The following is a 13,561-nucleotide window of genomic DNA, read 5'->3' as shown; positions in this document are numbered from 1 at the left end:
TCGCCCGGCAACGCTTTGCCGTCGAGACAACCTTCGCCACCTTGAAGAACCGCATGCGACTTTGCGCCATCCGCTATCGCGGCCTGGCCAAGGCGGCAGGACAGGTCCTCATCGCGGCCATGGCCTTCAACATGCGCCGCTGGGTAACGCTGGCCACCTGAGCCTGGGTCGCACTGCGCCCGAAACCCACCGAATACGCCAACTCCTACCCTATCCGGCCGCAAACCCGCGCCGGAAAGCACCTCGATGCGCCCCTGCCGTCTCTCCAGGCATCCAAAGCCCGATAACGCAACAGGCCCCTTGAGGGGGAGATGGCCGGCAGGCCAGAGGGGGTCGGTTCGACTGGACGCGACCTTCTTGCGACCGATGGAGGTTGGCGCTTCACGCGCGGCGACCCCCTCTGTCGCCTTCGGCGACATCTCCCCCTCAAGGGGGGAGATCAGCAGCTCAGCTCGCGAGCCGGCTCACCATCTCGTGCTGGGCATACGCACGCCCGAAGCGATTGGCCAGGAATGCGTCCAGCGCGATGTCTTCCTGCTTGACGAAACCCGTGGCCGGCAGGCTGCCGTCGGCCAGCATGTCGAGCACGGCGCAGATGCCGGAGGCGGTGGTAATCTGGATGGCGCTGCGCACCTGGTTGCCGACGCGCTGCGAGTAGATCTTGTTGGCGTAGGTCTCCTGCAGCAGGCGGCCATTGCGGCGGCCCGACACGGTGACGAAGACGATGACCACGTCCTGCAGCGTTGCCGGCAAGGCGCTCTCGAAAATGTCCTTCAGCACATCGCGGCGGTGGCGCAGGCCAAGGTCGTTGAGCAGCGCCTTCATGATCGCGGCATGGCCGGGATAGCGGATGGTGCGGTAGTTCAGCGTGCGCACCTTGCCTTTCAGCGTCTCGGCCAAAGTGCCGAGCCCGCCGGACGTGTTGAAGGCCTCGTAGGTGACGCCATCGAGCGAGAATTCCTCGCGCTCTTCCAGCGGCGGCACTTCGATCAACTCGCCTTCGACGATCGCCTCGCAAGGCTCGCAATATTCATTGATGACGCCGTCGGTGCTCCAGGTCAGATTGTAGTTCAGCGCATTGGATGGATATTGCGGCAGCGCGCCGACACGCATGCGCACGCTTTCCAGCGTATCGAAGCGGCTGGCGAGATCGTTGGCGACGATGGAGATGAAGCCCGGCGCCAGGCCGCATTGCGGAATGAAGGCGCTCTTGCCCGACTTGGCCAGTTCCTTGACGCGGCGGGTCGAGACGACATCCTCGGTCAAATCGAGATAGTGGACGCCGGTTTCGGCGGCCGCCTCGGCGATGCGGGTGGTGAGATGGAAAGGCGCGGCGCTCAGCACGGCGAAGGCGCCGGCAAGGGCTGCTTCCAATGCGCCGGGAGCGGTGATGTCGAGCTCCAGCCCCTCGACACCGGCGGGGAGTTCGGCCGCGGCAAGCTGTGTGGCCGCGCGGTCGACAACGGTGACGTGGTAGTCGCCGGTGTCGGCGAGCATGCCTGCAATGGTTGAGCCGATCTTGCCGGCGCCGACGACGATGATTTTCTTCATGATTCGATCCCTCACAAAAGCCTTTGGCCCGAACCGCTGCGCGGTGGGCGACATGACCTTGAGAATCGCAGCTTGCCCGGCGAAAGGAAGCGTGGAATTGTTCGAAACGAACCCTCTCTTTGGACGATAAGACGACAAGGATCGTCGAAATGCTCAGCGACGCCGAACAAAAGCTGCTTTCCCTGCTGCGCGCCAATGCGCGAGCCTCAACCGCCGAACTGGCGCGCCAGCTCGGCGTGTCGCGCACCACAGTGCAAAGCCGGATCGAGCGGCTGGAACAGCGCGGCATCATCACCGGCTATGGCGTGCGGCTGGCGCCGGACTATGAGCAGGGACTGGTCCGGGCGCATGTGCTGCTCACCGTGACGCCGAAACTCGCCGACAAGGTGGTGCGCGCGCTGCAGGCGTTGCCGCCGGTGAGGACGCTGCATTCGGTGAGTGGCAATTTCGACATGATCGTCATCGTCGACGCGCCGTCGATCCGGGATCTCGACGCGCTGCTGGACGAGATCGGGGCAATGGATGGGGTCGAGCGGACGTCGTCGTCGATTATCTTGTCGACGCGGATTGATCGGTGAGGAGCTGATCTCCCCCCTTGAGGGGGAGATGGCTGGCAGGCCAGAGGGGGTCGGTTCGACTGGATGCGACCTTCTTGCGACCGATGAATGTTGGCGCTCCACGCGCGGCGACCCCCTCTGTCGCCTTCGGCGACATCTCCCCCTCGAGGGGGGAGATTAGCAGCGCTAAGCCCTGCGCCGCTCCGGCCCATTATCCAGCCACGCCACATCCTCCGGCGACAGCTTGATATCCAGCGCCTTTAAACTGTCCTCCAGCTCGTCCAGCGTGCGCGGGCCGATCAGCGGTACCGACGGGAAGGGCTGCGCCAGCACGTAAGCCAGCGCGACATGGATCGGGCTTTTGCCGAGCCGCTGCGCCAGCTCGATGGCGCGGTCGCGGCGGCCGAAATTTTTCTCGGAATACCAGACCCGCACCAGCTCCTCATTGTCCTTTCTGTCGCGGCCGGCGCGATCGGTGAAGAAGCCGCGGCCCTGGCTCGACCAGGCGAAGTTCGGCATCTGGCGCTTCGTCAGCCAGGCTTTCCAGTCGTCGGTTGAGGAGGTGATGCAGCCGGCCCAGATCGGCTCCAGCATCTCGGCCAGCGAGAAATTGTTGGAGAGCGCGCCGGGCTTTTGCTTGCCGTTCTTTTCGGCATAAGCGATCGCCTCGTCCATGCGCGCCATCGTCCAGTTGGAGCCGCCGAACGGACCGCGGATGCGGCCGGCTTTCGCCTCGGCGTCCATCGCATCGACGAACTCGCCGACCGGCACATCGGGATTGTCGCGGTGCATGAAATAGATGTCGACATGGTCGGTCTGCAGCCGGTCCAGCGACTGGGCGAGCTGCTTGCCGATGACATCGGGATAGCAGAGCGGCGAATGCGCGCCCTTGGCGATGATCACCGACTGTTCGCGCACGCCACGATTTTTCAGCCACTGGCCGAGCAGCGTCTCAGTGTAGCCGGCGCCGTAGACATAGCCGGTGTCGAACAGATTGCCGCCGGCCTCGAAAAAGGCGTCGAGCAGGATCGAGCCGGAGGAGAAGGTGCGGAAATCCTCGAAGCCGAGCGCCACCACCGAAGCCGGCTTCGACAAGCCCGGGATCTTGCGCTTGCCGATGGCGGTGCCGTCGGTGCGCAGCGGCCGACCGGAGATGGTGTTGACACGCTTAGCCGGCTTTTCGATCTCGTATTCGAGGCCGACCGCACTGCGCCATCTGTCGAGCACGCGCAGCGTGCCGAGGCTGTCGGCCCAGCCCATGCCTGGCCAAGCGAATTCCTGGCTCCCGGCCAGGATCGCCTCACCGGCGGCGTCGATCTCGAAGGAATAGAGATGGCGGGTTTCGTTGACGCTGATGGTTTCTCGTTTGCCATTCGAGCCGATCACGTCGATCTTGCCGAGGCCGACATCACGGTTGCCGCCGGCGAACCAGAAATCCGGCACCTCGATGCGGCCCTTGGTGCCGAGGATCGAGAGCATATTCTCCTGGTTGAGTGAGATGCTGCAGGACACCTGGGCGACGATCCCACCCGGGAAATGCAGCAGTGCCGAAGCCCATTCGTCGACACCGGACTGGCCGAGATGCGCGGTGCCGACGACTTTGTCTGGCTCGGCGAAGGGTTTTCCCGTCGCAGCGCCTGCGATCAGCCGCACCATCGAGACGGGATAGCCGCCAACGTCGAGTATGCCGCCGCCGGCAAGATCGTTGGCGTAGAGCCGGTGCTCCGGCATGAAGCCCGGCATGGCGAAGCCGAAGCTCGATTTTATCATGCGCACTTCGCCGATGACGCCAGAGTTGATCAGCTCGACCAGCTTCAGCGTCTGCGGGTGCAGCCGGTACATGAAGGCTTCGCCGAGGAAGATGCCGGCCTTGCGCGCGGCATGGATCATGGCGTCAGCCTCGAAGGCGGTCAGTGCCAGCGGCTTTTCGCACAGGACGTGCTTGCCGGCCTCGGCCGCCTTGATCGCCCATTCGGCGTGGCCGGGATGCGGTATGGCGATATAGACGGCGTCGATATCGGGGTCGTCAAGCAGCGCCTGATAGCCGTCGAGGATGCGGGCGCCGGGAAATGTCTGGGCTAAGCCCTCCTTGCCGGGGTTGCGGGCGCCGAGCGCGGCCAACGTGCCGGTGCGTGATCCGGCCACGCCGCCGGCAAAGGCTTTGGCGATGTCGCCCGGCCCGAGGATTCCCCAGCGGATGGGCGCGGTTGAAGTCATGGTCATTCTCCTTGGAAAGGCTGGAAGGGCTCAGCGCAGCCGCTGGCCGTTTTCGTCGAACAGATAGGATTTGCGGATGGACACGGTGATCTCGGAGGTGTCGGGGACCTTTGCCGCGTCGCGCTGGATCACCAGGTCCTCGCCATGGGCGGTCCTGGCATAGATGAAGCTGGTGCCGCCGAGATGCTCGACCACGTCGATACCGACGGTGAGGTCGGCATCGCCTTCGCCGGCATTGCCGAAATGTTCGGGCCGCACGCCGACGATGACCTTGGCTCCGGTTTCCGGCACGGCGCCGGCCAGCGGCTGCATGATACGGGCCTTTTCCTCACCCACTAGCTCGACGGTGACGCTTCTCGTGTTGCTGCCGACGACGCGACCCTTGATGAAATTCATCTTCGGCGAACCGACAAAGCCGGCGACGAACTGGTTGTCGGGATTGTCGTAGAGATCGAGCGGCCGGCCGATCTGCTCGACATGGCCGCCGCGCAGCACCACGATCCGGTCGGCCAGCGTCATCGCTTCGGTCTGGTCGTGGGTGACGTAGATCATCGTCGTGCCAAGCTCCTTGTGCAGGCGCGAGATCTCGACCCGCATCTGGACCCTGAGTTCGGCGTCGAGATTGCTCAGCGGCTCGTCGAACAGGAAAACTTGCGGTTCGCGCACGATGGCGCGACCGATGGCGACGCGCTGGCGCTGGCCGCCGGAGAGTTGCTTGGGCCGCCGCGCCATAAGCTCGCTGATGCGCAGGATCTCGGAGGCCCGTTTCACCCGCCGCTCGGTGTCCTCCTTCGGATTGCCGGTCATTCTGAGGCCAAAGCTCAGATTCTGCCCCACCGTCATGTGCGGGTAGAGCGCGTAGGACTGGAACACCATGGCGATGCCGCGGTCGGCCGGCTCGACATCGTTCATCACCTTGCCGCCAATGGCGATCTCGCCGCCGCTGATGTCCTCCAGCCCGGCGATCATCCTGAGCAAGGTCGACTTGCCGCAGCCGGACGGGCCGACAAAGACGACGAACTCGCCGTCGGCGATATCGATGTTGGCGCCATGGATGATCTCATAGACGCCGAAGCGCTTGAGGACGTTGGTGAGGGTGACTGCCGCCATGTCGCTGTTGTCCCTATTTCACGGCGCCGGCGGCGATGCCGGCGATGAAGTGGCGCTGCAGCAGCACGAAGACGACGAGCATCGGCACGGTCAGCATGACGGCGCCGACCATCAGGCCGCCCCAGGAGACCTTGGTCAGGCCGATCAGCGTGCCGAGCGCCACCGGTGCTGTCATCGCGCCGGGCTGGCTGTTGATCAGCAGCGGCCAGAGGTAATTGTTCCAAGAGGCGAGGAACAGGATGATGGCGAGCGCGGCCAGCATCGGCCGCGCCAAAGGCAGTGCGACGAACAGGAAGATGCGCCATTCCTTGACGCCTTCCACGCGGGCGGCGTCGAACAGATCGTGCGGCATCATCGAGAAGGCCTGGCGCATGAACAGAACGCCGAGCGAATTGAACAAAGGCGGCACGATCAGTGCCACCCAGGTGTTGGCGAGCTGGAAGTCGCGCGCCACCATGATGAATTGCGGGATCAGCACCACCGCGTAAGGCAGCGTGATGGTGCCGAGAATGATGGCGACGACAAAACCTTTGCCGACGAAATGGTAGCGCGCCAGCGCCCAGCCAGCCATCGAGGTCAGCAGCACCGACAGCACGGTGTAGGTCACCGCCACCGAGACCGAAATGCCGATGGCACCGACAAAGTCGGTGTCGCGCTGCAGATTGTGGAAGTTTGCGAGGAAATTGTCGTGCGGCAAGAGTTCGATGCCGGGACTGAAGATGCCGTTGTCGGGCATCGTCGAGAAGACAATCATCATCCACAGCGGAAACAGCCAGATCACCGCCAGCGGCGTCAGGAACAGATGCAGCAGCAGGCTGCGGCCGAGCCGGCGTTGCGAGAGCGAGCTCATTTCGGCTCCCCTCTCATTTCGGCTCTCTCGTCAGCCACAGCTGCACCAGCGTGATGGCAATGGCCAAGCCCGCCATGGTGTAGGCGACGGCCGAGGCATAGCCGAAATTGAGCGACCGGAACCCCTGGCGGTAGAGCAGCAGGCCGAGCGTCTCGGTGCCGCCGCCCGGGCCGCCGCGTTCGGTGATCAGGAACGGCTCGGTGAACAATTGCATGGTTCCGATGATCGACAGCACGGCGCAAAAAACGATGACCGGCTTGAGCAGCGGCAGTGTGATGTAGAAGAATTGTTTGACCTTGCTGACGCGGTCGAGCGTCGCCGCCTCATAGACATCCTCGGGGATCGACTGCAGTCCGGCGAGCAGGATGATGGCGTTGTAGCCGGCCCAGCGCCAGGTCACCGCGATCATGATCAGCGCCATGGCCGGGTTGACGTTAGAGAACCAGTCGATCTTGGCCAGGCCAACGCTGGCGAGCAATTTGTTGATGATGCCGAAATCGAGATTGAACATCAGCCGGAACACCGCGGAATAGGCGACCTCGCCGACCACGACCGGTGCGAAGAAGGCGAAGCGGTAGAGGCCGCGCGCTTTCAACAGCGGCGAGTTCAGCAGCACCGCCATGACGATGGCCAGCGAGATCATCACCGGCACCTGGATGACGAGGATGAGCAGTGTGTTCTTCAGCGCGTTGAAGAAAGCGGGGTCGCCGATCAGCCGGCCCCAGTTGAAGGTCGGCGCAAAACGCCACGGCACGGTGCGCGTCGCCTGGAACGAGATCATGAACGAGGAGATGATCGGCCACACCCAGAAGATGGCGAAGATCAGCAGATAGGGTGTGAGGAAGCGATACGCGGTGGCGTTCTGATAGCGCATGATCTCCTCCTCCTTCCGCTTTCCCGGTTGATATCCGGCTTGTTGTTAGCCGGCGTTCAATTATTAAGGCTTGGCGCCGCCCCTCATCCCCCTGCCGGGACCTTCTCCCCGTATAGTGACGGGGAGAAGGGGCTGGCCGCAGCCTTGGTGCTCTTCCTGCAACGCTAGCGATTGGCGAAATGTTCGGCGAGAGCGTCCCTCTCCCCGTCACTATACGGGGAGAGGATGCCGGCAGGCAGGTGAGGGGCAGCGCCAACAGTCCGGCAAGTTGCCCTATATCTGACCCGCCAACATCTCCGCCTTCGTCACTTTATCGGCAATCCAGTCGCTGCCGCGATCTGGCTGGCGGCGTCGTCCAGCGCTGCCTTGGCGTCGGGATAGCCACCGCCGAGGTATTTGGTCTGCACTGCGCGCATGATGATTTCGGCGTCGCTCTGGAACGGCGTGCCGCGGCTCGGCACCACTTTGGGCAGGGTGGCCAAAATATCCTTCCACACCGCCTGGCCGCCCCAATAGGGCAGGCCTTCAGAGACATAGGGGTCGTCGAGCGCCGAGATCAGCGACGGCACCAGGCCGAACTCCTTCAGCATGGTGATCTGGCCCTCATTCGTCTCCAGCGTGTATTTCAGATAGGCGTAGGCCGCTTCCTTGTTTTTCGAGGCCGAGGTGATGGCGAGCGACGAGCCGCCGAGATTGGCGGCGCGCGGGCCGTCGGCGGTCAGGCTCGGCATCGGGTAGACGCCCCATTTGCCATTTTCGCCGGCCGATTCAGTGCGGATGGTGCCCTCATACCAGCCGCCATAGATCTGGGTGGCGACGGTGCCGGCGGTGTTGTTGGTGATCTTGGTGCCCCAGTCGGCCGACGACATTATGCCGGCGTCCTTCATGTCCTTGATCGTGGTCAGCGTATCGACGCATTTCGGCTGGTTGACGGTGATCGACTGCCCGTCCTCGGCGAAATAACCGCAGCCCTGCTCGTTGGAGATCATGCGGAAGAATTCGGTGTCGCCGTTGAAATCGGCGTTGGTCATGGTGACGCCGGGATTGGCGGCCTGGATCTTCTTGCCGGCGGCGATGAAATCGTCCCAGGTCTTGATCGATGCCGGATCGACGCCGGCCTTCTCGTAGAAATCGCGGCGGTAGAAGGCGGCGACCGGGCCGGAATCCCACGGCATGGCATAGGCCTTGTCGCCCACTTCCAGTTCGGTGCGCTTGAAATCGGGGAATTTCTTCTGGTCTTCCGCCGTATAGCCCAGCGTGTGCAAATCGACGAAACAGTCGGGGAACTGGCTCCAGTAGTTCTCGGCCTCGCCATTTTCGATCGAGACGATATCCGGCAGGCCGACGCCGCCGGCGGCACAGCCGGCGATCGACTTGTCATAGGTCGGCTGGTTGCCGAGGTCCTGAACGGTGACCTTGACGTCGGGATATTGCTTGTTGAAGCCGGCGATCGTCGACTTCAGCGACGAAGCGGCGATGTTCCAGCTCCAGATCGTGATTTCGCCAGACTGCGCCAGGGCCGGGCCTGAGCCCAGGCCAAACGTCAGCGCGGCACAGATCAGTGTCGTGCGCATTGAAATCCTCCCATTTCATTTGCTCTCTCTTCGCGAGCATGGCTAAACTAAGCAGCGCGGAAGGCTTGTCCCCGACAACGGGAATAAAGAATGGGCGGAAAGTAAGATGCCGGAACGGCCGTTTTACCAGCCTGGCGCCAGCAGCGTCGAAGGCCTGCCGATGGCCTTGCAGATGTTCCACAACCACCCGCTGGTGATGCTCAAGCCGCATTGGCATGCCCAGGTCGAGGTCAATTTCATCGTCCGCGGTAGCGTGCACTACCGCATGGCCGAGCACGAGATTTCGCTGTCGGCCGGTGACATGTGCCTGTTCTGGGGCGGGCTGCCGCACCAGATGGACGATCTCTCCGACGACGCCATCTATGCCGGCGCGCATCTGCCGCTGGTGCATTTCTTCCGCCTGCATCTGCCGACGGACATCCGCCACCGGCTGATGACGGGCGCCACGCTGGTGACATCGGCCACCGACCCGGCGGACCATCACAATTTCGAGCGTTGGAACCGCTATTTCCGCTCGGGCGATCCGGCGATAACCGAGCACGCGGTGAATGAGCTGCTGCTGCGGCTTGAGCGGGTGCGGTTCGAGCCCTACCGGCTGGTGCCGGAAACCGCCAGCCAGGAAACCGGCGGCCCGTTCGACCAGCAATCGCTACGCAATGTCGGCCGCATGTGCGACTTCATCGCCGAGAATTTCCTCTACGACATAGACTGCGTCGACATAGCGGCGGCGGCCGACATCCATCCGAAATACGCCATGAGCATCTTCAAGAAGTCGACCGGCATGACGCTCAACGAATATATGAACCTCTTGCGGCTGAGCTACGCGCAGGCGCTTTTGATGCATGAAGACGCCAATGTGCTGCGCGTCGCCATGGATTCAGGCTTCGGCTCGCTCAGCGCCTTCAACAAATCGTTCCGCAAGCTGGCCGGCATGTCGCCCTCGGATTTTCGCCGCGAGCGTACGAGCGCCGGATATACCGTGCTTTAGTCGGGTCCTTGCCCTAGCGGCTGCGACCGCGGACTATTCAATGCGAAAAAACCCGCTCCCAAAGGACAACTCTGGAAGCGGGCCGTCAGCGACCGGAGGACATCCAGCCGAAGCTGCTACTCGATGATCTGAACGATCTTGCGCGTATCTGGGTCAACGAGGACCGCATGGTCTCCGACGACCGTATACTTGTACTTGACGTCGGGGACGTCGATTGCGTGAAGCTCGACCGTATCCGGCAGAGCAGTACCGACGTTGAGTTCAACACCGAGCAGGCTAACGGATGCGAGCTTCTGCTTGTGGATGTATTCGCGGACCACCGTCTGCTGCTCAGGCTTAAGAACGACGACGTCCTCCGCTGCGGCTGCGCCAATTCCGGCGACCAGCGCAAGACCTGCGGCGATAGTGATAAGGTACTTTTTCATGACAAGCCTTTCTATGTTAAGGGCTGTTTCAAAACTACATATTCTCCGCCCAAAACATCAAACTCTGCCAGGTATCTATTGTTCCGTAAGTTTGCTAATCATTGCCGCAAAGCTGCAATGATTAATCGCCGCGATTAGAAGCTTGTGCCCGCCCCCTTGTCGAGCATCGCTCACAAACGATCGGGCCGCTGGCCGGCCGGCCAGTCACGTAAGCCAGAAACCGGCGAAAAGAACCGTCAAGATAAGCGAGACTGGCACAGCAAGAAGCCACCGAGCTTCCATAACGCTGGTGTTTCGATCATCCATTGCCTTTCCCTCCTGTTAGCCGACTTCACTGCAGAGAACGGTGCCCCTGTGCGATCGTTCCGCCTGTGGGACTACGGTCCCAGGGGACGTCCGACCGAAGTCCTAACGTCAAAGGCAGAGGGCCGGGTGCGGCAACCAAAGCCTTGCCGATACATTGGGAAACGCGCGGCCGAGTGAAGTCCCTTCATCGGCGGTCACCGGGTGCTCGCCGCTGTCCCCCATCAGCGGCACCCCGTTTGCATCCCAGCAGCATTGCGCTCGATGACAAGGATCGCGCCGCCATCGCCGCACTGCCGAAAGACCAACCGGCCAGCCTTCGCGCCGCAGTGGGACGCCCTGGTGTGACGTTCACGATCTGGGCTGACACCTCTCTCTCAGGCCAGTGATGCCTTTGCTGCAGGGAAACCGACGATGACCCCCAGGCCGGGATGGCGGTCCTCGAGTGAGATCGTTGCGCCATGCAAATCGGCGATGGCCCGCACCAGGCTGAGGCCCAGTCCGCTGCCGGGCGTGGTGCGACTGGTGTCCAGCCGGTACAGCCGCTGGAACACTTTTTCGCGCTCTTCGGCAGGTATGCCAGGGCCATTGTCCGCGACCTCAGCCACGATACGGTCGGCCCGCCGCGTCACGGATAGCCGGATAGTCGTGGCCTTCGGGCAATGCCGCAGCGCGTTTTCCACCAGATTGGCGAACAATTGCGTCAGCAGGTCGCGATCGCCGTGGACCAGGTATCGGCTGTCTTGCGAAATCTCCGCCGACAGTGACTTGCCGTCGTCATCGGCGACGTCGGCGTAAATCTCGCCGATGCTTTCGACGACGCCGTTGAGGTCGAGATCTACAAAGCGCGCCTTGCGCGCGCCGGCCTCGATCTGGGCGATGCGCAACAGCGCATCGAAGGTCTCGTTGATCTGCAGGCTCTCTTCGCGCGCCTCCGCCAGCTCATCGGCAACGGCCTCGCCCCGCATCATCTTGTCGGCGGCCGACTCGAGGATCATCTGCAACCGGTTCAGCGGCGTCTTCAGGTCGTGCGCGATGTCGGCGCTGACTTGGCGCATGCCGTCGACAAGGGATGCCAGCCGTTCCAGCGCGGTGTTCACCTGTGAGGAGACGCCGTCAATGTCGTCGCCATTGCCAAGCAGCGGAATGCGGGCTTCGAGCCGGCCGTTGGAGACATCGTCCATGGTGGCGGCAATGCCGTCGAGGCGGCGCTGCACGCGCGACGCCAGCAAGGCGCCTCCGGCCACCCCAAGACCCGAGATAATCAGGGTTGCCCAGCCGAAGCTCATCAGCACGATGCTTTCCAGCTCCTTGATCTCGGACAGCGAGAAGGCAACTGTCAGGCTGTCGGAGCCGACCGAACCGGACCAGGCGCGGTACATGGTGCCCGGTGGCACACCCGGCAGGGAAGCTGCAAAATCGGAAAAGCCATCGGGCAAGTCGGCGGCGGTGAAATTCCCGGCCAGATGGTTGCCGTCGGCATCGGTCAGCGAGAACAGCTGTTCCTTGCTCGGGCTGAGCGCGGCATGGCTGTCGACCGCCGAAACCAGATCCTCTTGGTCGTTCCCGTCATAGGTCACCGCGACCACCGAATAGGTCTCCTTGACCGACTGGTCCAGCTGCTCTGCAAGATCGGCGCTCATCAGCTGATAGACGATTGCGCCGGACAGAATGAAGGCGAGTACGAACAGCAAGGCGAAGGTCAGAGCAAGCCGGAACGGCGTGCTGCGCAGCAGGCTGGCGCTTGTTTCCTTCATCGCTTCAGGCGGACTTCGGCCAGAACAGCCATAGCAGCGCCAGCGCCGCCAATATCCAGACAGCAATCATGAAGACCAATCCGGCCTTGCCAACCGGCCTGGCGCTGCGCGTGGCCGCATCACGGAATTCCTGCATGAGACCGGCTGGCACCAGCTTGACCGCAAGCATGATCCCGAGCGGGACGATCAGCAGATCATCCAGATAGCCGATGACAGGGATAAAATCAGGAATGAGGTCGATGGGGCTGAGAGCATAGGCTGCAACCGCTCCGGCAGCGGCCTTTGCATACCAAGGCACACGTGGATCGCGAGCGGCAAGCCACAATGCCACCGTGTCGCGCTTGATGCCGCGCGCCCATCGCTTTGCAGAGTCCAGCATCGACATTTCGCTTATATACGGACAGCTGGTCGGACGTGCGAGATGCGATCGAGCTTGGCCCATTCAACTCGGCGCATGCAGGCTGTAGCCGGTGTTGCGCACGGTGTGGATGAGCGATACGTCGAAAGGCTTGTCGACCTTGGCGCGCAGCCGACTGATATGGGTCTCGACGACGCTGGTCTTGGGATCGAAATGGAAATCCCAGACCCGTTCGAGCAGCATGGTGCGGGTGATCACACGGCCTTCGCCGCGCATCAGCACTTCGAGCAGGCTGAATTCCCGGGGCTGCAGGTCTATGGTTTGGCCTTGCCGGGTCACGCGGCGCACGATCAGGTCCATTTCGAGATCGGCGATGCGCAGCGTGGTCTTCTGCTCCTGCGCCGCCGGCCTGCGGCCGAGCGCGTTGATGCGGGCGAGCAGTTCGGAAAAGGCGAAAGGCTTGACCAGATAATCGTCGCCGCCGGCTTCGAGCCCCTCGACGCGGTCGTCGACGCCGCCGACCGCGGTCAGAAAAATCGCCGGCGTGCGCACGCCGGCCGCGCGCACCGCCTTGATCATCGATAGGCCGTCGAGACCAGGCAGCATGCGGTCGGCGACGATCACATCATAGGCGTCACGGGTCGCCGCAAACAGTCCGTTACGGCCATCGCGCAGCAGGTCGCAGATATGGCCGGCCTCGCTCAGGCCCTTGAAGACATAGTCGGCGGTCCGGGGGTCATCTTCGACAAGCAGAAGTCGCATCGTTGTTTCCGATCGCTGGTTGACCGCCCCGGCAATCCTCTAACGCCCTGTTTTGGCGCAATTCCGGCCGAAAAGCGGCTTCACACTTTTCCTGGAACAGTCGGTTCCGCCTTGTGATGCCGGATTGTCAGGCGTCACGAGCCGAAAAGGCCCAGCAGCGGTTCCATGGCCTCGCCGCCATCTGTCCGCCAGCTTACAAATTCGTAAGAATGGCCAAAATCCCTGCCGGTTGCCT

Annotated in this window: 13 protein-coding genes; 3 read left to right on the top strand and 10 right to left on the bottom strand. The window is 62.7% G+C overall.

All coding sequences use genetic code 11. The features are described from left to right. The coding region (locus AC1D1L_RS29830; RefSeq protein WP_477344565.1) for a transposase at window positions 1-161 on the top strand (161 nt) is incomplete at its 5' end. A gap of 286 nt (window positions 162-447) precedes the next feature. Here the strand turns inward: AC1D1L_RS29830 and AC1D1L_RS29825 are convergent. Then, window positions 448-1,551, bottom strand: coding sequence for a saccharopine dehydrogenase family protein (locus AC1D1L_RS29825; protein WP_477344922.1), 1,104 nt, complete (start codon window positions 1,549-1,551; stop codon window positions 448-450). Window positions 1,552-1,700: 149 nt separating this feature from the next. On the opposite strand from AC1D1L_RS29825, the gene AC1D1L_RS29820 reads away from it, so the two are divergent. Next, entirely contained in the window at window positions 1,701-2,129 is a 429-nt protein-coding gene (locus AC1D1L_RS29820) for an Lrp/AsnC family transcriptional regulator (protein ID WP_112560245.1), read from the top strand. A gap of 165 nt (window positions 2,130-2,294) precedes the next feature. On the opposite strand, the gene AC1D1L_RS29815 is transcribed toward AC1D1L_RS29820, so the two are convergent. From AC1D1L_RS29815 to AC1D1L_RS29795, 5 genes are all read right to left on the bottom strand, one after another. Continuing rightward, the gene (locus tag AC1D1L_RS29815; protein ID WP_477344921.1) at window positions 2,295-4,325 is read right to left on the bottom strand and encodes an aldo/keto reductase; all 2,031 of its coding nucleotides are present in this window, start codon (window positions 4,323-4,325) and stop codon (window positions 2,295-2,297) included. Between the two features lie 30 nt (window positions 4,326-4,355). Then, window positions 4,356-5,435: an ABC transporter ATP-binding protein gene (locus tag AC1D1L_RS29810; protein ID WP_477344919.1), complete on the bottom strand. Its 1,080-nt coding sequence runs from the start codon at window positions 5,433-5,435 to the stop codon at window positions 4,356-4,358. A gap of 13 nt (window positions 5,436-5,448) precedes the next feature. After that, window positions 5,449-6,285, bottom strand: coding sequence for a carbohydrate ABC transporter permease (locus AC1D1L_RS29805; RefSeq protein ID WP_112560204.1), 837 nt, complete (start codon window positions 6,283-6,285; stop codon window positions 5,449-5,451). 13 nt (window positions 6,286-6,298) lie between these two features. Beyond that, window positions 6,299-7,159, bottom strand: a complete 861-nt coding sequence (locus tag AC1D1L_RS29800) for a carbohydrate ABC transporter permease (RefSeq protein WP_477344918.1) — start codon at window positions 7,157-7,159, stop codon at window positions 6,299-6,301. Window positions 7,160-7,464: 305 nt separating this feature from the next. Next, window positions 7,465-8,733, bottom strand: coding sequence for an ABC transporter substrate-binding protein (locus tag AC1D1L_RS29795; RefSeq protein WP_477344917.1), 1,269 nt, complete (start codon window positions 8,731-8,733; stop codon window positions 7,465-7,467). A 106-nt stretch (window positions 8,734-8,839) separates the two neighbouring features. On the opposite strand from AC1D1L_RS29795, the gene AC1D1L_RS29790 reads away from it, so the two are divergent. Continuing rightward, on the top strand, window positions 8,840-9,721 hold the full coding sequence (locus AC1D1L_RS29790; protein WP_477344916.1) for a helix-turn-helix domain-containing protein: 882 nt from the start codon (window positions 8,840-8,842) through the stop codon (window positions 9,719-9,721). A gap of 116 nt (window positions 9,722-9,837) precedes the next feature. Here the strand turns inward: AC1D1L_RS29790 and AC1D1L_RS29785 are convergent, their stop codons facing one another. The 4 genes from AC1D1L_RS29785 to AC1D1L_RS29770 form a co-directional block, all read right to left on the bottom strand. After that, entirely contained in the window at window positions 9,838-10,146 is a 309-nt protein-coding gene (locus AC1D1L_RS29785; RefSeq protein WP_477344915.1) for a DUF1236 domain-containing protein, read from the bottom strand. Window positions 10,147-10,826: 680 nt separating this feature from the next. Next, complete coding sequence (locus AC1D1L_RS29780; RefSeq protein ID WP_477344914.1) at window positions 10,827-12,206, bottom strand: HAMP domain-containing sensor histidine kinase; 1,380 nt, start codon at window positions 12,204-12,206, stop codon at window positions 10,827-10,829. A gap of 4 nt (window positions 12,207-12,210) precedes the next feature. Next, entirely contained in the window at window positions 12,211-12,591 is a 381-nt protein-coding gene (locus tag AC1D1L_RS29775; protein WP_477344912.1) for a YkvA family protein, read from the bottom strand. A gap of 57 nt (window positions 12,592-12,648) precedes the next feature. Further along, window positions 12,649-13,326: a winged helix-turn-helix domain-containing protein gene (locus AC1D1L_RS29770; RefSeq protein WP_477344911.1), complete on the bottom strand. Its 678-nt coding sequence runs from the start codon at window positions 13,324-13,326 to the stop codon at window positions 12,649-12,651. Between the last annotated feature and the right edge of the window lie 235 nt (window positions 13,327-13,561).

The sequence above is a fragment of the Mesorhizobium sp. P2_D6 genome (genome assembly GCF_056404315.1).
Note: the sequence above shows the minus strand (reverse complement) of the source record. Positions and strands in the feature narration are given on the sequence as shown.

Coding starts and splice junctions, on each gene's coding strand:
- AC1D1L_RS29800 (WP_477344918.1), bottom strand. CDS start 7,159: ATGCGCTATCAGAACGCCACCGCGTATCGCTTCCTCACACCCTATCTG.
- AC1D1L_RS29780 (WP_477344914.1), bottom strand. CDS start 12,206: ATGAAGGAAACAAGCGCCAGCCTGCTGCGCAGCACGCCGTTCCGGCTT.
- AC1D1L_RS29820 (WP_112560245.1), top strand. CDS start 1,701: ATGCTCAGCGACGCCGAACAAAAGCTGCTTTCCCTGCTGCGCGCCAAT.
- AC1D1L_RS29790 (WP_477344916.1), top strand. CDS start 8,840: ATGCCGGAACGGCCGTTTTACCAGCCTGGCGCCAGCAGCGTCGAAGGC.
- AC1D1L_RS29770 (WP_477344911.1), bottom strand. CDS start 13,326: ATGCGACTTCTGCTTGTCGAAGATGACCCCCGGACCGCCGACTATGTC.
- AC1D1L_RS29775 (WP_477344912.1), bottom strand. CDS start 12,591: ATGTCGATGCTGGACTCTGCAAAGCGATGGGCGCGCGGCATCAAGCGC.
- AC1D1L_RS29825 (WP_477344922.1), bottom strand. CDS start 1,551: ATGAAGAAAATCATCGTCGTCGGCGCCGGCAAGATCGGCTCAACCATT.
- AC1D1L_RS29815 (WP_477344921.1), bottom strand. CDS start 4,325: ATGACTTCAACCGCGCCCATCCGCTGGGGAATCCTCGGGCCGGGCGAC.
- AC1D1L_RS29810 (WP_477344919.1), bottom strand. CDS start 5,435: ATGGCGGCAGTCACCCTCACCAACGTCCTCAAGCGCTTCGGCGTCTAT.
- AC1D1L_RS29785 (WP_477344915.1), bottom strand. CDS start 10,146: ATGAAAAAGTACCTTATCACTATCGCCGCAGGTCTTGCGCTGGTCGCC.
- AC1D1L_RS29805 (WP_112560204.1), bottom strand. CDS start 6,285: ATGAGCTCGCTCTCGCAACGCCGGCTCGGCCGCAGCCTGCTGCTGCAT.
- AC1D1L_RS29795 (WP_477344917.1), bottom strand. CDS start 8,733: ATGCGCACGACACTGATCTGTGCCGCGCTGACGTTTGGCCTGGGCTCA.